Below are 17,072 nucleotides of genomic sequence, written 5' to 3' on the forward strand. Positions count from 1 at the left end.
TAAACAAAAAAACGGCTGGACATTGTCCAGCCGTTTTTCATGGCGAAAACCGCTCGCTTACTGCTGTTGTTGCTGCTGCTGTTGCGAGGCAGCGTCGCCTGCACCCGGTGCTTGCGGGGCAGCGGCCGGCACGTCGCCTTCTTCAGCCTTGGCAGCCTTGATCGACAGACGCATACGGCCCTTCTCGTCGGTGCTCAGCAGCTTCACGCGCACAGCCTGGCCTTCCTTCACATAGTCGGAAACCTGGTTCACGCGCTCGTTGGCAATTTCCGAGATGTGCAGCAGACCGTCCTTGCCCGGCAGGATGTTCACGATTGCGCCAAAGTCGAGCAGCTTGAGCACGGTGCCGTTGTAGATCTTGCCCACTTCGGCTTCTGCCGTGATGCCTTCGATGCGGCGCTTGGCTTCCGCCATGCCTTCCGACGACGTCGACGCGATGGTGATCGTGCCGTCTTCCTGGATGTCGATCGTGCAGCCGGTTTCCTTGGTCAGCGCCTGGATGGTCGAACCGCCCTTGCCGATCACGTCGCGGATTTTCTCCGGGTTGATCTTGACGGTGATCATGCGCGGAGCGTGCTCCGACAGCTCGGTCCGTGCGCCGCCCATGGCAGCCTGCATCTTGCCCAGGATGTGCAGACGGCCTTCCTTGGCTTGCGCCAGCGCCACTTGCATGATTTCCTTGGTGATGCCCTGCACCTTGATGTCCATCTGCAGTGCGGTGATACCAGCGTCGGTACCAGCAACCTTGAAGTCCATGTCGCCCAGGTGATCTTCGTCACCCAGGATGTCGGTCAGCACGGCGAACTTGTTGCCTTCCAGGATCAGGCCCATGGCCACGCCAGCCACGTGCGCCTTGATGGGCACGCCAGCGTCCATCAGCGACAGCGAGCCGCCGCAGACCGAAGCCATCGACGAAGAACCGTTCGACTCGGTAATTTCGGACACCAGACGGATCGTGTACGCGAATTCATCGTCCTTCGGCAGCACCGGAATCAGCGCACGCTTGGCCAGACGGCCGTGGCCGACTTCGCGGCGCTTCGGGCTGCCCACGCGGCCGGTTTCGCCCGTAGCGAACGGCGGCATGTTGTAGTGAAGCATGAAGCGGTCACGGTACTCGCCTTGCAGCGCGTCGATGATCTGCTCGTCGCTCTTGGTGCCCAGGGTCGCCACCACCAGCGCTTGCGTTTCACCGCGCGTAAACAGGGCCGAGCCGTGCGCACGCGGCAGCACCGACGAACGGATTTCGATCGGACGCACCGTGCGGGTGTCGCGGCCGTCGATACGCGGTTCGCCGTTCAGGATCTGGCCGCGCACGATCTTCGCTTCCAGCTCGAACAGGATGTTGTCGACTTCCACGCCGTCGGCTTCCACGCCGGCTTCGGCCAGCTTGGCGGCAACCGACTTGTAGACTTCCTTCAGCTTCTGGCTGCGGGCCGACTTTTGGCGCAGTTGGTACGCGGCTTGCAGATCAGCCAGGGCCAGCTCGGAAACCTTGGCGGTCAGCGTCTCGTTCTTCGGAGCCGCTTGCCAATCCCACTCGGGCTTGCCGCCGTCGCGCACCAGCTCGTGGATCGCGTTGATGGCGATCTGCATTTGCTCGTGGCCGTACACGACGGCGCCCAGCATGACTTCTTCCGACAGTTGCTGCGCTTCGGATTCGACCATCAGCACGGCACGCTCGGTACCGGCCACAACCAGGTCCAGATCCGAGTGCGCCAGTTGCGCGCGGTTCGGGTTCAGCAGGTACTGGCCATCTTTGTAACCCACGCGGGCAGCGCCCACCGGGCCGTTGAACGGCAGACCCGACACAGCCAGCGCAGCCGAAGCAGCGACCAGCGCCGGGATGTCGGCCGGCACTTCCGGGTTGATCGACAGCACGTGGATGACGACCTGGACTTCGTTGTAGAAGCCTTCCGGGAACAGCGGACGCAGCGGGCGATCGATCAGGCGCGAGGTCAGCGTTTCGTTTTCCGACGGACGGCCTTCACGCTTGAAGAAGCCACCCGGGATCTTGCCGGCAGCGTAGGTCTTCTCGAGGTAATCGACGGTCAGCGGGAAGAAGTCTTGACCCGGCTTCGGGTTCTTGGCGCCCACCACGGTAGCGAGCACAACGGTGTCGTCCATGTCGAGCAGCACAGCGCCGCTCGCCTGGCGGGCGATCTCACCCGTTTCCATGCGGACCTTATGGCCGCCCCACTGGAATTCTTTGACGATCTTATTGAACATGTTTTCTCCTGTTCGGTATTCGCGGCACCGACGATTCAAAGTCGATTCCATTTACGCCGCGACAAACACGTTCCGGAAGACGGTGCGGTTGCAGAGGTGTGTTTTATGCCATTCCAGCGCCGCGCTGGCACCAACGCCGCGCTGGAATGACACAAGGCCCTGCTTCCTGCCGCCTCCGGTCCTTGGCAGCCGCTTCATCGATTGAATCGGCCGGCTGCCATCACTCACCGGTTGCCCGGCGCGGCCACAAACGCGGCCGCCAAAAACAAAATGCCTGCATCAGCACGCTGACGCAGGCACTTTTCATCACGCGCAGTGCGTGATACCCACCATTACTTACGCAGACCCAGCTTTGCAACCAGCGCGGTGTAACGGTCAGCGTCCTTGCTCTTGAGGTAGTCCAGCAGACGGCGACGACGGCTCACCATGCGGAGCAGGCCGCGACGGCTGTGGTGATCCTTCATGTGCGCCTTGAAGTGCGGCTGCAGTTCGTTGATGCGGGCGGTCAGCAGTGCAACCTGCACTTCCGGGCTACCCGTGTCGTTGGCGCTGCGGCCGTTATCTTTGACGATGTCTTGCTTCTTGATGTCAGCGACGGACATTTTGATTCCTTTAACTTGCGGACACTGCAGCGCCTGAATAGCCGCCGTTGGTGCCGTGTTGAACAATGATCTTGCCACCCACCCGATCCAAAACCGGTCTGGACAGCAAGACCGCGATTATAGCCCAGAACCCCGTCCTGACGACAGTTCTGTGTCATCCCGCTCAGTAGCGCACCATTTTGCAGGTCGTAGGCAAAGCGGTTTGCGAAGCTGGAATCACTTTAAGCGTACGAAAACCGTAGCCGGAACCCTCGATATCGAAGGACGCGCCGGGCGAGCCCGCCCGCTCCATCTGCGTGACGATAAGCGGTTGGATGGCCTGGTGATCCTCCGCTCGCAAAGTGATGCGGTGGAAGCCGTTGTCGAGTGAGGCGCCTTCCAGTGCACGTGCCACTGCTGCAGCTTCCGTGGAGCCCGCCCGCTCGATGGCGGCGGCCAGCATGTTCACCATCAACTGGTCGCGCAGCAGTGGGTAATCGTCGGCCGGTGCCGGATAGCGGGCGCGGAAGGCCTTATAGAACGCATCGGACTTCGCGCCACCCAGGTTCGGGTGCCACTCTGCCACGGCCACCACGCGACCGACACCGGCTTCGCCCATCGCGCCTGGTGCGCCGAGCGAGTTGCCATAAAACGTAAAGAAGCGCGCCTTGAGCCCGGCATCCCGTGCGGCCTTGACGAGCAACGTCAGATCGTTGCCCCAGTTGCCGGTGATGACCGTATCCGCACCCGACGCGGCAATCCGGGCCACGTACGGCGCAAAGTCCTTCACCTTGCCGATCGGGTGCAGCACCTCGCCAACGATCGCTATGTCCGGCCGTTTTTCACTCAACTGCTGGCGCGCCGATTGCGCCACTTGGCGACCGAACGTGTAGTCCTGCCCAATCAGGTAGACCCTTTTGATGGCCTTGTCCGCGCGGATCACTTCCGTGAGCGCGTGCATGCGCATGTCGGCCGACGCATCGAAGCGGAAATGCCAGAAGCTACATGCCTCGTTGGTCAGCGACGGATCGACGGCGGCGTAGTTCAGAAACAGCACGTGCGCGTCCGGATGGCGGTCGTTGTAGCGCGAAATCGACGTCGACAACGCGGCCGCGGCCGCCGAACTGTTGCCCTGCAGCACGAAACGGATACCCGCATCCGTGGCGGCCTGCAATTGCAGCAACGATTCGTCGACGGTGTTCTTGCTATCGAAGCGCACGAGCACAAGCGGATGACGGCCATCGGGCAGCTTCACACCGCCGCGCGCATTGACGTTCTCAATGGCCATGCGCAGATTGCGATCCACTGCCTCGCCCGCATTGGCAAATGGGCCCGACAACCCTTCAATCAGGGCCAGCCGGATGGGCGCGGCTTCAGGCTGGGCAGTTGCTGCGCCACACAATCCTATAGCCGCCAGCGCGGCCACAAACCAACGAAACACCATGGCAAATCTCCGTGAAGCGCGGATGGTAAAGCGCCGTTGCATGTCGGCACAAGCCAGCACCACTCGCTCGGGCTCCTACACTGAAAGCCCCGGGAGAATCATTGTGAACATTCGATCGACGTGGCGCAGCGCGGCGCTCCTCGCCACAGCGCTGATATCAATGTGCGCGTGTACCGTGCTTGCGCCCGTACCAACGGGCGAAGCGCTAGTCGGCCAACCCGCTTCGGCTGTGGAAGCTCGCTTCGGCAAACCACCCGAGCGGTATCCGCGTGCGGATGGCGGCACGCGCTGGCTATATCCGACGCAGCCCTATGGGCAATTTACTTATGCCGCCGACTTCGACGCCAGCGGGAAGCTCGTCTCGTTCCGGCAGATTTTGACCACGATGGATTTTGCGCAGATCCGCGTCGGCACAGCGACGCGAGTTGATGTGCTGCAGGCGTTCGGCAAGCCCGAAGAGACCGCCTATTTCCGGCTGATGGATCGGCAGGTGTGGTCGTATCGCTTTAGGCACGAGGGCGTGTGGCCATCGCTGATGAACTTCTATTTCGATCGCGACGGCATCGTGCGCCTCACGCAGGTCAGCCCCGACCCGATGTACGACCACGATCACGATTCCAGCCGGTAAGCCAGGGCTAAACGCCAGAACGGCAACATCCACGCGAGGCGCATCGCCTGGCGTGGACATTCGGGTCGGCCATGTCGTGGATCGCACAGACATCGCTCTCAAAGACGGCTGGCATGGCACACGCTCCTGACGTGTCCGGTGCCGCCGCACCCGCTTCGCGTTCCGGTGGATAACCGGGTGCGCGCTCAGTGGCAATCGTGTTGGGGTCTGGGCTGACTCCTGCGTGTGTTGGCAGAACCCGCGATCAGATCTGCGGGTTGAGTTTTTCGCTGCTCTTGTCTTGCAGCTTGTTCAGCGCGGCAAGGTAGGCCTTGGCCGAGGCTGCGACGATGTCCGGATCGGTACCCACACCGTTGACGATACGGCCCGACTTGGACAGCCGTACCGTCACTTCGCCCTGCGCCTGCGTGCCCGTCGTGATGGCGTTGACCGAATACAGCAGTTGCTCGGCGCCGCTGGCGACCTTGCTCTCAATCGCGTTGAGCGTCGCGTCAACCGGGCCATTGCCCTCCGCCTCGCCCGTCACTTCCTTGCCGTCCACAACGAAGACGATGCGCGCGTGCGGACGCTCGCCGGTTTCCGAACGCTGGGCCAGCGACACGAAACGGAAGTGCTCACCCTCGCTGTGCTGTGCTTCGTTCGAAACGATAGCGACGATGTCCTCATCAAAGATCTCGGCCTTCTGATCGGCCAGCTCCTTGAAACGGGTGAAGGCTGCGTTCAGTTCGGCTTCCGATTCAAGCTCAATGCCCAGCTCCTGCAGGCGCTGCTTGAACGCATTGCGACCCGAGAGTTTGCCCAGGACGATCTTGTTGGCCGACCAGCCCACGTCTTCGGCGCGCATGATTTCGTACGTGTCGCGCGCCTTGAGCACGCCATCCTGGTGGATGCCCGAAGCGTGCGCAAACGCGTTGGCGCCCACGACCGCCTTGTTCGGCTGCACGACGAAACCGGTGATCTGCGAGACCAGCTTGGACGCCGGCACGATCTGCGTGGTATCGATACCAACGTCGAGATTGAAGTAGTCGCGACGCGTCTTCACTGCCATCACCACCTCTTCGAGGCTGGTGTTGCCGGCACGCTCGCCCAGGCCGTTGATCGTGCATTCGATCTGGCGTGCGCCGCCCAGTTTGACAGCGGCCAGGGAGTTCGCGACCGCCATGCCAAGGTCGTTATGGCAATGCACCGACCAGACCGCCTTGTCGGAATTCGGGATGCGCTCGCGCACCGAGCGGATCAGCGCGGCATAACCTTCCGGCACCGCGTAGCCCACCGTATCCGGCAGGTTGATAGTGGTCGCGCCCTCGGCGATCACGCCTTCCAGTACGCGGCACAGAAAATCCATGTCGGAGCGGCTGCCATCTTCCGGCGAGAACTCGATGTCGTCGGTGAACTGGCGTGCGAAGCGCACCGCCAGGCGCGCCTGCTCGTACACCTGATCCGGCGACATGCGCAGCTTCTTCTCCATGTGCAACGCCGATGTGGCGATGAACGTGTGGATACGGAACTGGCCGGCCGGCTTGAGCGCCTCGGCGGCGCGGGAAATATCGCGGTCATTCGCGCGAGCCAGCGAGCAAATACGCGAATCCTTGACCGACTGCGCAATCGCCCGGATCGCCTCGAAGTCACCGTTGGAGCTGGCCGCGAAGCCGGCTTCGATCACATCCACCTTGAGCCGCTCAAGCTGCTTGGCGATGCGGATCTTCTCTTCCTTGGTCATCGAAGCCCCAGGGGACTGCTCGCCGTCGCGCAAGGTGGTATCGAAAATGATGAGTTTGTCGCTCATGGCGGCTCCTTGGTGGGGGTGACGTTTTTGGCGTCGGTCTTAGTGGATGTCTCGAATGGTTTTTTGCGGCGCAGAATGCAAAACGCCCCGGCGTGCATGGTTGCAGGCCGGGGCGCTGTGAATTCTGGTTCGCGAAAACTTGGCGGTTTGTGCTTGCCTTGTCTTGCGATTTCCTATGCGCGTGTCCCGACCTGACGACCTAGTAGGCCACCAATCGAGACTAGCGTAATCAGAATGGAAATCGGGTGCGAAAGCATGCAAACGACTATAGACGAATTCAAAAATCGGCGCAAGCGCACATTGGTGCAGCGCATCGGTCACTCATGCGCGTCGCCCGATGCCTGTTTCGGCAAGCGCGGGCTGCCCTGTTGGCCGTGCAGCGCACGCCAGCCCCACAGCAGATAGCCCGATACCGCGTAACCAACAAACAGGCCAAACAGCGCAACCGGCGGATCGCTCGATATCACCACGAACAACACCAGCACGAGCACCATCACGCCAAACGGCACGCGGTGACGAACGTCGAGCGCCTTGCCGCTATAGAACGGCGCGTTCGACACCATCGACAGCCCTGCATACAGCGTCAGCCCGAAGGCCACCCACGGCATCCACAGCTCTTTGACCGGCAGCTTGTTGTCGATCGCGAGCCAGACAAAACCCGCGATGAGCGCTGCGGCTGCCGGGCTCGGCATGCCCTGGAAAAAGCGCTTGTCGACCGACCCGATGTTCGTGTTGAAGCGTGCGAGACGCAATGCCGCGCCAGCGCAATACACGAACGCCGCGAGCCAGCCCCACTTGCCCAGGTCGCGCAGAATCCATTCGTACATGACCAATGCCGGCGCGACGCCGAACGACACCATGTCGGACAGCGAATCGTATTGCTCGCCGAACGCGCTTTGCGTATTGGTGATTCGGGCGACGCGACCATCCATGCCATCGAGCACCATCGCCGCGAAGATGGCGATCGCAGCCGTCTCAAAGTTCAGGTTCATCGCCTGCACAATCGCGAAAAAGCCGGCGAAAAGCGCTGCGGTCGTGAATGCGTTGGGCAGCAGATAGATGCCGCGACGGCGCGGACGCACGATCTCAAGATCGTCGTCATCCGAACGCGGCTGGTTGTGCCGCAGCGGACGCAAGTGCGTCACGTTGCCGGCGGTAAAACGCTTCTTGCGTCGGTTGAACGCGGGCATGGCGGCCTCCGGATCAGTCCAGCTCTGCAAGCACCGTAAGCGTGGCGGATACTTTCTCGCCGATGGTCACGCGCGGGCGTGCCGTCAGCGGCAGGTACACGTCAACGCGCGAGCCAAAGCGGATGAAGCCATAGCGCTGGCCACGCGTGAGCACTTCGCCTGCCTTGGTATAGCAAAGGATGCGCCGCGCGATCAATCCGGCCACCTGCACCGAAGTGACGAGCTGGCCATCAGCGCGACGCAGCACAATGGCGTTGCGCTCGTTTTCGAGCGACGCCTTGTCCAGGTCCGCATTGACGAACTTGCCCGGGAAGTACTGCACCTGTTGCACCGTGCCGTCGACCGGCGCGCGGTTTGAGTGCACGTTGAACACGTTCATGAACACGCTGATCTTCAGCGAGTCGCGATCGGCGTACGGGTCACGCACTTGCTCGACGGCGACGATGCGGCCATCGGCCGGCGACAGAATCGCATTGGCCTGCGTGGGCACAGCGCGCGCCGGATCGCGGAAAAACTGCAGCACAAACAGCGTCAGCACCCAGAACGGCCAAGCCCAGCCGAAGCCGGCGGCGGCCTGCACGATGAGCGTGACGATGAAAATCCCGCCCAGGTACGGCCAACCCTCGCGGGCGATGATGGGATGCGGATACGTGTTGTTCAAATCAGACCTCGACAGCGTCTTGAAGGAAATGCGGCATTCTAGCCGACACGGGGCCGCGCCAGCACTTGAAACAATGTTTGCCGCCCTGGAATCAGCATAAAAAAAAGCCAGCCCGGAGGCTGGCTTCTTCTCGCACAAGTCGCGGGACGATCAGTTCTTCGTCTGGTCGACCAGCTTGTTCTTGGCGATCCACGGCATCATCGCGCGCAGCTTGGCGCCAACTTGCTCGATCTGGTGCTCTTCGGTCAGGCGGCGGCGCGAGATCAGCGTCGGCTGGCCTGCCTTGTACTCCAGCAGGAAGCTCTTGGCGTATTCGCCGGTCTGGATGTCCTTCAGGCATTGCTTCATGGCCTTCTTGGTCTCTTCCGTCACGACGCGCGGGCCGGTGACGTACTCGCCGTATTCGGCGTTGTTCGAGATCGAGTAGTTCATGTTGGCGATGCCGCCTTCATAGATCAGGTCGACGATCAGCTTCAGCTCGTGCAGGCACTCGAAGTAAGCCATTTCCGGAGCGTAACCGGCTTCCACCAGCGTCTCGAAACCAGCCTTGATCAGTTCGACGGTACCGCCGCACAGCACGGCTTGCTCGCCGAACAGGTCGGTTTCGGTTTCTTCGCGGAAGTTCGTCTCGATGATGCCGGCACGGCCGCCGCCGTTGGCGGTGGCGTACGACAGGGCGATATCACGTGCGGCGCCCGACTTGTCCTGGTGCACGGCGATCAGGTGCGGCACGCCGCCACCTTGGGTGTACGTGCCACGCACGGTGTGGCCCGGAGCCTTCGGGGCAATCATGATGACGTCCAGGTCGGCACGCGGGATCACGGCACCGTAGTGCACGTTGAAGCCGTGGGCAAATGCCAACGCGGCGCCTTGCTTGATGTTGCCGTGCACTTCGTTCTTGTACACGTCGGCGATCTGCTCGTCCGGCAGCAGGATCATGACGACGTCGGCTTCCTTCACAGCCTCGGCCACTTCCTTGACCTGCAGGCCGGCGTTGACAGCCTTGTTCCACGACGCGCCATTCTTGCGCAGACCGACGGTCACCTTCACGCCCGAGTCGTTCAGGTTGAGGGCGTGGGCGTGGCCTTGCGAGCCATAGCCGATGATGGTGACGTTCTTGCCCTTGATCAGGGAGAGGTCGGCGTCCTTGTCGTAAAACACTTTCATGTTGATGTCCTAATTTTCAAATATCGATGGGGTCCGGCAGCACGCACGCGCCGGCTCAAACCTTCAGAATGCGCTCGCCGCGGCCGATGCCCGAGCCGCCCGTACGGACGGTCTCAAGAATGGCAGTGCGATCGATGGCATCGAGAAACGCGTCGAGCTTGCTGCCGTTGCCGGTCAGCTCGATCGTGTAGGTCTTCTCGGTCACGTCGATGATGCGGCCGCGGAAGATGTCCGCCGTACGCTTCATCTCCTCGCGCTCCTTGCCGACCGCGCGCACCTTCACGAGCATCAGCTCGCGCTCGATGTGCGCACCTTCGGTCAGGTCGACGACCTTGACGACTTCCACCAGGCGGTTCAGGTGCTTGGTGATTTGCTCGATGATGTCGTCCGAACCGGTCGTGACGATCGTCATGCGCGACAGCGAAGCGTCTTCAGTCGGGGCGACCGTCAGCGTCTCGATGTTGTAGCCACGCGCAGAGAACAGGCCGACCACGCGCGACAACGCACCCGGTTCGTTTTCCAGCAGGACGGAAATGATGTGGCGCATTAGAGGTCCTCCGCGCCGAGCAGCATTTCAGAAATGCCCTTGCCTGCTTGGACCATCGGCCAGACGTTTTCTGTCGGGTCGGTCTGGAAGTCGAGGAACACGGTGCGATCCTTGAGTCGGAAGGCTTCGCGCAACGCGGGCTCGACGTCAGACGTCTTCTCGATGCGCATGCCAACGTGGCCATACGATTCGGCCAGCTTCACGAAGTCAGGCAGCGCCTGCATGTAGGAGTGCGAGTAACGATTGTCGTACTCGATTTCCTGCCACTGACGCACCATGCCCAGGTAGCCGTTGTTGAGCGAGCAGATCTTCACCGGCGTGTCGTACTGCAGGCAGGTCGACAGTTCCTGGATGCACATCTGGATTGAGCCTTCACCGGTGATGGTGACAACTTCCTTGTCCGGGAACGCCTTCTTGATGCCCATCGCGTACGGCAGGCCCACGCCCATCGTGCCCAGGCCGCCGGAGTTGATCCAGCGGCGCGGCTCGTTGAACTTGTAGAACTGCGCGGCCCACATCTGGTGCTGACCGACGTCGGAGCAGACGAAGGCGTCGCCATTGGTCAGTTCCCAGATTTTCTCGACCACGTACTGCGGCTTGATGATCTCGGAGGTGCGGTCGTACTTCAGGCAATCGACGCTGCGCCACTGCTCGATCTGTTCCCACCACTTGGCCAACGCCGTCTTGTTCGGCTTGGCTTCGCCAGACTGGATCTGGGCGATCATCTCCTGCAGCACGTCCTTGACGTTGCCGACGATGGGGATGTCGACCTTCACACGTTTGGAAATGGACGACGGATCGATGTCGATGTGAATGATCTTGCGCGGCTGCGACGAGAAGTGCGCCGGGCTGCCGATCACGCGATCATCAAACCGCGCACCGATGGCAATCAGAACGTCGCAGTTCTGCATCGCCATGTTGGCTTCGTACGTGCCGTGCATGCCTAGCATGCCCACGAACTGCTTGCTGGTGCCAGGGAACGCGCCCAGGCCCATGAGCGTATTCGTCACGGGGTACCCAGTCAGCGCAGCCAGTTGGCGCAGTTCTTCGCTGGCCTCCGCAAGCACCACGCCGCCACCCGAATAGATGTACGGGCGCTCAGCCTGCAGCAGCAGACTGACCGCCTTGCGGATCTGACCCGAATGGCCCTTGTTGACCGGGCTGTACGAGCGCATCTCGATGGTCTTCGGATACTCGTACTTGCAGAGTTCGCGCGAGACATCCTTGGGGATATCCACCACCACCGGACCCGGACGGCCCGTTGCGGCGATGTAGAACGCCTTCTTGATGGTCGAAGCGAGATTGCGCACGTCCTTGACCAGGAAGTTGTGCTTGACGATCGGGCGGGTAATGCCGACGGTGTCGCACTCCTGGAAGGCGTCCTGGCCGATGGCATGCGTCGGCACGTTGCCGGTGATGATCACCATCGGGATCGAATCCAGGTAAGCGGTGGCGATGCCAGTCACGGCATTGGTCACGCCCGGGCCGGACGTCACGAGGGCGACACCGACCTTGCCCGTGGCGCGCGCATAGCCGTCAGCCGCATGGACTGCCGCCTGTTCATGGCGCACCAGGATGTGTTCGATCTTGTTTTGCTTGTAGAACGCGTCGTAGATATAGAGCACCGCGCCGCCGGGGTAACCCCAGACGAACTCGACGCCCTCTGCCGCGAGCGCATTGACGAGGATGTCAGCCCCCATCATGTCGGCAGATGAACCGCTATTGGCGTGGGAAAATTCCGCGCTTGGCATATTCATGTCAGTCCTTTGCAATTTTCGGCAAAAAATTGTTTGGATGCTCTCTACCGGGCTTGTGGCGCGGATTTGAGCGGTGCGCGTCTGCATGGATGGTCCGCCTGATGGGCGGCCAGATGAGACAAACCACAGATGTTGTGAACCGAGGATAATACTGCAATGCCGCATGGCGGTCCAGCGCTGGCGCGACACGCCTCTCTGGGCGGAGCACCCGGCAGCCGGACTGTCCGCGGAGCCGCATTTTTGCTAGCATCGCAACATTTTTCACGGCCAAGGCCGTTGACGCCACGCGGCGTGATCATCACATCCTGTGAATGTGAATTTTCGCGCGGCTGCCTCACAGGATTCGCACCCGCCGTTGTATGGCCTCTGAACAGGAACTGTCGGCCTTTCTTTTAAGCGTCGAAAAACGCGCCTTTAAGCAGGCGGTCTTCGCGGTCCGAGACGACGATTCCGCGCTCGACATCGTGCAGGACGCCATGATCAAGCTGGCCGAGAAATACGGCGACAAGCCAAGCGCCGAGCTGCCGCTGCTGTTCCAGCGCATTCTGCAGAACACGATTCACGACTGGTTTCGCCGCTCCAAGGTGCGCAACACCTGGGTGAGTCTGTTCTCCAGCTTCCGCACCGACGCCGACGGCGACGACACCGACCCGCTTGAACTGATCGAAAGCGAAGCCGGCACCACAGCGGCGGAAAGCAGCGCCGACAAATTCGAGCGCTCGCAGATGCTGGAAATCCTGGAACGCGAAATCGAGAAGCTGCCCACGCGTCAACGGGAGGCCTTCCTGATGCGTTATTGGGAGGACATGGATGTTGCCGAGACAGCCCAGGCAATGGGCTGTTCCGAGGGCAGTGTAAAGACGCACTGCTCGCGGGCAACACACGCCCTGGCCCAAGCGCTGCGGGCGCGAGGGATCCGACTATGAATAAGGTAGAACTCCGAGAACGCCGTTTTGTGCATGCCGTCCGAACCGCTCTGAATGAGTCGGCCGGACAGTTGCCGCCCGACGTACGCGACCGCCTCGCAGCGGCACGCCGGACAGCGCTCGCGCACAAGAAAGCGGAAGTGCCCAGCACAGTGCGCTCGCCCGCCTTGGCCATGCCGGGCGTCGGCTCCGTGTCTTTCGAGTCGGAAGGCGAAACGCCCTCCCCGCTGCAACGCGCCGCCGCAGTCCTGCGTCGCCTCGGCCTGCTGTGGCCGACCATCGCTCTGGTGGCGGGCCTCGCAGGCATCTATCAGTGGCAACAGCAGCAACGCGTGGACGAACTCGCGGAGGTCGATGCCGCGATGCTGCTCGATGATCTGCCGCTGGCCGCTTACGCCGATCAAGGCTTCCATCAGTACCTCAAGCACGATCAGTGAAAGGCTGATCGATGAGCAACTTCCAACACACCCCCGGCCAAACACCGCGAGGCGCAAAGACCCTGTGCCTGCGTGCCAGCATCGTTACGTTGATCGGTGCCGCCAGCCTGATGGCAGGCCTTGCGATCGCGCAGGTTCCTGCCGCTTCGGCGCCAGCAGCTGCGCCGGGCGTGACAGTCAACGCGCCGGTTGATCTGCCGACACCGCCCGCGACCAATCCGCTGCCCGCCGTCCACCCAAACTGGGCCGAGTTGACCATCGTGCAGCAGCGCATCTTCGCGCCGCTGGCCCCGGAATGGAACGGCCTGCCGGAACTGGCCCGCCAAAAGTGGCTGCAGATCGCCCGGGTATATCCGAAGTACACACCGGCTCAGCAGCAGCGCCTGCAAACGCGCATGGCGGATTGGGTCAAGCTCACACCGGAGCAACGCCACCGCGCGCGTGAGAATTTCCAGACCACCAAGTCGCTGCCAGTACAGAAGAAGAGCGAGGCCTGGCAGAGCTACCAGCAACTGACTGAAGAGCAGAAGAAAGCGTTGGCTGCCGCGGCCAAGGCGCAAAAGCATCCGACAGCAGTGACAGCGCTGCCGGGCGGAGCACGCTTGGCGAAGGACGCGGCCAAATCCATCCATCACGGTGCGCGCACCAAACCGGGTACGACCAAGTCGGCGCCGACGAGCAAGCCGACCGCTACGGCATCCGCGCCGGTTGCAGCCCCTGCGCCCGAACCTGCCGCTACCGCACCTGCACCTGCAAGCGCGCCGCTCACGCCTGTGCACCCTGTTGCACCTTCCACGACCACCGGTGGAGAATCAGGCAATCCGCCACCCTCCACGGTGTTGGGCGGCTGAGGCCGGCAAACCCTTTGGCATAATCCGAACCACGTGCCACGCGACCCTGCTCGCCGGCACATGATGGACTGCGCTGACGGCGCTCACACTCTGTTCGATGGCCACCTCCGTTTCCTCATCTTCACCCGTTGCGGCGCCTGATCCGCTTGCCGCGCCCACGCTGCGCCGCCGTCTTGCCGCGATGCTCTACGAGGGCCTGCTGTTGTTTGGCGTGATGTTTGGCGCCACGGCTGTCTTTCTGCTCCTGCGTCTGATCGTGCCGCCCCTGGCGCGCACCGGCGATGTGGGGCTACAGGTATGGGGCTTTTTGGCGCTGGGTCTGTACTTCGTTTGGTTCTGGCGCAAGCGCGGCCAGACGCTGGCGATGCAGACGTGGCGCATGCGCGTGGTCAACGCCGATGGATCCCGTATTTCGCTGGGCCGCGCAGTTGCGCGCTATCTGCTGGCGTGGGTGTGGGTGGCCGTGGCAGTCGGCGTGATCCACCTGAGCGGGGCGTCCCGCTGGGCTGGTGCGGGTGTCGCTCTGGCGTGCCTGCTGGCTTGGGGCGCGCTGGCGTGGCTCGATCCGCAGCGCCAGTTCCTGCACGATCGGCTGGCCGGCACGCGGCTGGTGCGCGACTGATCGGTTTCACGCGCAGCGGCGACCTCCACCATGACGCGCGCCGATCTGCCCACCTCGCCTGTTCCCCTCGCCTTCCTGACCGCGGCCACTGCGCGCCGCATTGCCGTGGCGCTGCAATGTGCGGCGACGCTGGCGGTTGGCTGGGCGGCGCATTACTGGGGCGGATGGAGTTGGCCGGCTGCGAGTTTGCTCGCTGGTGCGGCGCTGGTGCTGGGTTATCTCCTTTCGGTCGGATGGGCGTTCTTGGTGTCGCTGAAGAGCCTGGGCACTGCGATACCGGACGACCCTGTGTGGGACCGCATGCCCGTCCCGCGCGGACACCGCATCGGCGTCACCGGCTTCATCGGGTGTTGGCTGCGCGAATGTGTATCCGTGGCGTGGATGTTCAATGTGCTGCAACCGTTCCGGGCGCACGCTGCGTTCCAAGCGCCAGCGGGCGATGGCAACCGCGTGCCTGTGCTGATGATCCACGGCTACGGCTGCAATCGCGCGGTGTGGTTGCCAATGCAGCAATACGTGGCCGCCGCCGGGCACCCCACCGATGCCATCGATCTCATGCCGCTGCTGGGCGACATCGACGACTACGCCCGCGACATTGCGGCTGCCGTCGCGCGCCTGACGCGCATGCATGGCCGCGCACCCGTTCTGCTCTGCCACAGCATGGGCGGGCTCGCCGCGCGAGCGCTGCTGCGCCAATCGGATCCCGGCTCCGTTGCTCACATCATCACGCTAGGCACACCGCATCGGGGCACGGCAATGGCGCGTACCGGGCGCGGTCATAACGTTCGCCAGATGGCTTGGGCAAGCCCTTGGCTGCGCCAGCTTGCAGCGGCCGAAACGCCTGAGGTGCGCGCACGCATCACGTCGATTTTTTCGTGGCACGACTCCATCGTCGGCCCGGCCGGTGCGTCCTGGCTGCAAGGCGCGCGGCACATTCCGTTTGCGGGCATCGGCCATGTGTCGCTGCTATGCGACGCACGCGTGCGCGACGCTGTGCTGACGGAACTCGCACGCATTGAAGGCATCGCCGCGATCCCCTCAGCCTGAAACGCGCGCCCGGCGCAGGTCTCGGGCGCACGCCACCCCCTTCCCGGCAAACACGTCATGTGACGGTCATGTTTCTGACACGGCGCTTTCATGCGGCGATGGCGAAATCCGTCCAACGCAGCCTCTGTTGCCGACATGGTCCTGCCAAATCTGCCATCGCGCCCTGGTTTCCTCCGCCGCCTCGCGCAACGCTTTCGCGCTGCTCCCCTCACCGGTTCCGACTGGAACGCTCCACCGCCTCTGATGCAAATGGCTGCCGGACTCGCCGCTGCCGGCGCGCTGGGCTCGGCTGTGCCGGCGGGCCGCGGCGATGTGCGCGAGCACGAAGCACCGGTCGCCACGCCGGCTTCCACGTTGGCGCCGGACCACTCGGCTGACTCGGACACTGACCCGCTCGCCGAAAAGATCCAGCGCTACCGCACGATCTGGCTGTCGGACATCCATCTCGGAACGCCGGGCTGCCAGGCCGATTACCTGCTCGACTTTCTCAAGCACCACGAGTCCGACACGCTGTACCTGGTGGGCGACATCGTTGACGGGTGGCAACTGCGCAAGGGCTGGTACTGGCCCCAGGCACACAACGATGTGGTGCAGAAGGTGTTGCGCCGCGCGCGCAAAGGCACCCGCGTGGTGTTCATCCCGGGCAACCACGACGAGATGGCGCGTCAGTTCCACGGCCTGAACTTTGGCGATATCGAAGTCGCTGAAGACGCGGTGCACGTAACCGCCACCGGCAAGCGCCTGTGGGTTGTGCACGGCGACCTGTTCGACGGCGTGATGCAGCACGCGCGCTGGCTGGCCTACGTGGGCGACTCGCTCTACACCTTCATCCTGGCGATGAACCGGCACTTCAACCGCATTCGCGTGCGGCTTGGCTTTCCGTACTGGTCTTTGTCGCAATACCTGAAGCATCAGGTCAAGAACGCAGTCAACTTCATCAATTCGTTCGAGCGCGTGATGACGGACGAAGCGCGCCGCCGCGGCTGCGACGGCGTGGTCTGCGGGCATATCCACAAAGCCGAGATCCGCGAGATCGACGGCCAGCTTTACTGCAACGACGGCGACTGGGTGGAGAGCCTTTCTGCCCTGGTCGAAACCATGGAAGGCGAACTGCAGATCGTCTACTGGACGCATCTGCTCGATGCGCCGCGCACTTCCCGCCGCGCACGCCGTGCCGCTGCGGCCGCCGCCTAATGGACGCC

General features: G+C 62.7%; 16 protein-coding genes. 7 read left to right on the forward strand and 9 right to left on the reverse strand.

What is annotated here, in order from left to right:
* Positions 1–57: 57 nt before the first annotated feature.
* The 3 genes from pnp to NKG59_RS13770 form a co-directional block, all read right to left on the reverse strand.
* A complete protein-coding gene (gene pnp / locus NKG59_RS13760) occupies positions 58–2,226 on the reverse strand; it encodes a polyribonucleotide nucleotidyltransferase (protein ID WP_253537698.1) in 2,169 nt (722 codons plus the stop codon).
* A gap of 332 nt (positions 2,227–2,558) precedes the next feature.
* Positions 2,559–2,828 (reverse strand): 30S ribosomal protein S15, encoded by a 270-nt coding sequence (gene rpsO, locus NKG59_RS13765; RefSeq protein WP_012436069.1) that lies wholly within the window; start codon positions 2,826–2,828, stop codon positions 2,559–2,561.
* Positions 2,829–2,991: 163 nt separating this feature from the next.
* Positions 2,992–4,251: a branched-chain amino acid ABC transporter substrate-binding protein gene (locus tag NKG59_RS13770; RefSeq protein WP_253537701.1), complete on the reverse strand. Its 1,260-nt coding sequence runs from the start codon at positions 4,249–4,251 to the stop codon at positions 2,992–2,994.
* 160 nt (positions 4,252–4,411) lie between these two features.
* Between NKG59_RS13770 and NKG59_RS13775 the strand changes: the two genes are divergently transcribed.
* Positions 4,412–4,879, forward strand: a complete 468-nt coding sequence (locus tag NKG59_RS13775) for a hypothetical protein (protein WP_253539079.1) — start codon at positions 4,412–4,414, stop codon at positions 4,877–4,879.
* Positions 4,880–5,123: 244 nt separating this feature from the next.
* Here NKG59_RS13775 and NKG59_RS13780 read toward each other — a convergent pair whose 3' ends face one another.
* The 6 genes from NKG59_RS13780 to NKG59_RS13805 all read right to left on the reverse strand — a co-directional run bounded on the left by NKG59_RS13780 (position 5,124) and on the right by NKG59_RS13805 (position 11,987).
* Positions 5,124–6,665 carry a 2-isopropylmalate synthase gene (locus tag NKG59_RS13780; RefSeq protein ID WP_253537705.1) on the reverse strand — a complete coding sequence of 514 codons (1,542 nt, stop codon included), beginning with the start codon at positions 6,663–6,665 and terminating at the stop codon, positions 5,124–5,126.
* A gap of 317 nt (positions 6,666–6,982) precedes the next feature.
* Positions 6,983–7,855 (reverse strand): CDP-diacylglycerol--serine O-phosphatidyltransferase, encoded by an 873-nt coding sequence (gene pssA, locus NKG59_RS13785; protein ID WP_024975283.1) that lies wholly within the window; start codon positions 7,853–7,855, stop codon positions 6,983–6,985.
* Positions 7,856–7,868: 13 nt separating this feature from the next.
* The gene (locus NKG59_RS13790) at positions 7,869–8,516 is read right to left on the reverse strand and encodes a phosphatidylserine decarboxylase (protein ID WP_004630830.1); all 648 of its coding nucleotides are present in this window, start codon (positions 8,514–8,516) and stop codon (positions 7,869–7,871) included.
* 150 nt (positions 8,517–8,666) lie between these two features.
* Complete coding sequence (gene ilvC, locus NKG59_RS13795; protein WP_004630832.1) at positions 8,667–9,683, reverse strand: ketol-acid reductoisomerase; 1,017 nt, start codon at positions 9,681–9,683, stop codon at positions 8,667–8,669.
* 55 nt (positions 9,684–9,738) lie between these two features.
* Positions 9,739–10,230 carry an acetolactate synthase small subunit gene (gene ilvN / locus NKG59_RS13800; protein ID WP_004630835.1) on the reverse strand — a complete coding sequence of 164 codons (492 nt, stop codon included), beginning with the start codon at positions 10,228–10,230 and terminating at the stop codon, positions 9,739–9,741.
* Positions 10,230–11,987 carry an acetolactate synthase 3 catalytic subunit gene (locus NKG59_RS13805; RefSeq protein WP_045206179.1) on the reverse strand — a complete coding sequence of 586 codons (1,758 nt, stop codon included), beginning with the start codon at positions 11,985–11,987 and terminating at the stop codon, positions 10,230–10,232. The genes ilvN and NKG59_RS13805 overlap by 1 nt, the downstream gene beginning before the upstream one ends.
* 359 nt (positions 11,988–12,346) lie before the next feature.
* On the opposite strand from NKG59_RS13805, the gene NKG59_RS13810 reads away from it, so the two are divergent.
* The 6 genes from NKG59_RS13810 to NKG59_RS13835 all read left to right on the forward strand — a co-directional run bounded on the left by NKG59_RS13810 (position 12,347) and on the right by NKG59_RS13835 (position 17,064).
* Entirely contained in the window at positions 12,347–12,913 is a 567-nt protein-coding gene (locus NKG59_RS13810; protein WP_253537708.1) for an RNA polymerase sigma factor, read from the forward strand.
* Entirely contained in the window at positions 12,910–13,350 is a 441-nt protein-coding gene (locus NKG59_RS13815; RefSeq protein ID WP_253537723.1) for a DUF3619 family protein, read from the forward strand. Before NKG59_RS13810 ends, NKG59_RS13815 begins: the two co-directional genes overlap by 4 nt.
* A gap of 11 nt (positions 13,351–13,361) precedes the next feature.
* Positions 13,362–14,201 (forward strand): DUF3106 domain-containing protein, encoded by an 840-nt coding sequence (locus NKG59_RS13820; protein WP_253537726.1) that lies wholly within the window; start codon positions 13,362–13,364, stop codon positions 14,199–14,201.
* A gap of 97 nt (positions 14,202–14,298) precedes the next feature.
* Positions 14,299–14,823 (forward strand): RDD family protein, encoded by a 525-nt coding sequence (locus tag NKG59_RS13825; RefSeq protein WP_253537729.1) that lies wholly within the window; start codon positions 14,299–14,301, stop codon positions 14,821–14,823.
* Between the two features lie 30 nt (positions 14,824–14,853).
* Positions 14,854–15,870, forward strand: coding sequence for an esterase/lipase family protein (locus tag NKG59_RS13830; protein ID WP_253537732.1), 1,017 nt, complete (start codon positions 14,854–14,856; stop codon positions 15,868–15,870).
* Between the two features lie 243 nt (positions 15,871–16,113).
* Positions 16,114–17,064 (forward strand): UDP-2,3-diacylglucosamine diphosphatase, encoded by a 951-nt coding sequence (locus tag NKG59_RS13835; RefSeq protein WP_253537735.1) that lies wholly within the window; start codon positions 16,114–16,116, stop codon positions 17,062–17,064.
* Positions 17,065–17,072 lie beyond the last annotated feature (8 nt).

Source organism: Ralstonia chuxiongensis (genome assembly GCF_024158925.1).
Classification (GTDB): Bacteria; Pseudomonadota; Gammaproteobacteria; order Burkholderiales; family Burkholderiaceae; genus Ralstonia; species Ralstonia chuxiongensis.

Coding starts and splice junctions, on each gene's coding strand:
- NKG59_RS13820 (WP_253537726.1), top strand. CDS start 13,362: ATGAGCAACTTCCAACACACCCCCGGCCAAACACCGCGAGGCGCAAAG.
- NKG59_RS13830 (WP_253537732.1), top strand. CDS start 14,854: ATGACGCGCGCCGATCTGCCCACCTCGCCTGTTCCCCTCGCCTTCCTG.
- ilvN (WP_004630835.1), bottom strand. CDS start 10,230: ATGCGCCACATCATTTCCGTCCTGCTGGAAAACGAACCGGGTGCGTTG.
- ilvC (WP_004630832.1), bottom strand. CDS start 9,683: ATGAAAGTGTTTTACGACAAGGACGCCGACCTCTCCCTGATCAAGGGC.
- NKG59_RS13770 (WP_253537701.1), bottom strand. CDS start 4,251: ATGGTGTTTCGTTGGTTTGTGGCCGCGCTGGCGGCTATAGGATTGTGT.
- NKG59_RS13810 (WP_253537708.1), top strand. CDS start 12,347: ATGGCCTCTGAACAGGAACTGTCGGCCTTTCTTTTAAGCGTCGAAAAA.
- NKG59_RS13775 (WP_253539079.1), top strand. CDS start 4,412: ATGTGCGCGTGTACCGTGCTTGCGCCCGTACCAACGGGCGAAGCGCTA.
- pssA (WP_024975283.1), bottom strand. CDS start 7,855: ATGCCCGCGTTCAACCGACGCAAGAAGCGTTTTACCGCCGGCAACGTG.
- NKG59_RS13825 (WP_253537729.1), top strand. CDS start 14,299: ATGGCCACCTCCGTTTCCTCATCTTCACCCGTTGCGGCGCCTGATCCG.
- NKG59_RS13835 (WP_253537735.1), top strand. CDS start 16,114: ATGCAAATGGCTGCCGGACTCGCCGCTGCCGGCGCGCTGGGCTCGGCT.
- NKG59_RS13815 (WP_253537723.1), top strand. CDS start 12,910: ATGAATAAGGTAGAACTCCGAGAACGCCGTTTTGTGCATGCCGTCCGA.
- NKG59_RS13805 (WP_045206179.1), bottom strand. CDS start 11,987: ATGAATATGCCAAGCGCGGAATTTTCCCACGCCAATAGCGGTTCATCT.
- NKG59_RS13780 (WP_253537705.1), bottom strand. CDS start 6,665: ATGAGCGACAAACTCATCATTTTCGATACCACCTTGCGCGACGGCGAG.
- pnp (WP_253537698.1), bottom strand. CDS start 2,226: ATGTTCAATAAGATCGTCAAAGAATTCCAGTGGGGCGGCCATAAGGTC.
- rpsO (WP_012436069.1), bottom strand. CDS start 2,828: ATGTCCGTCGCTGACATCAAGAAGCAAGACATCGTCAAAGATAACGGC.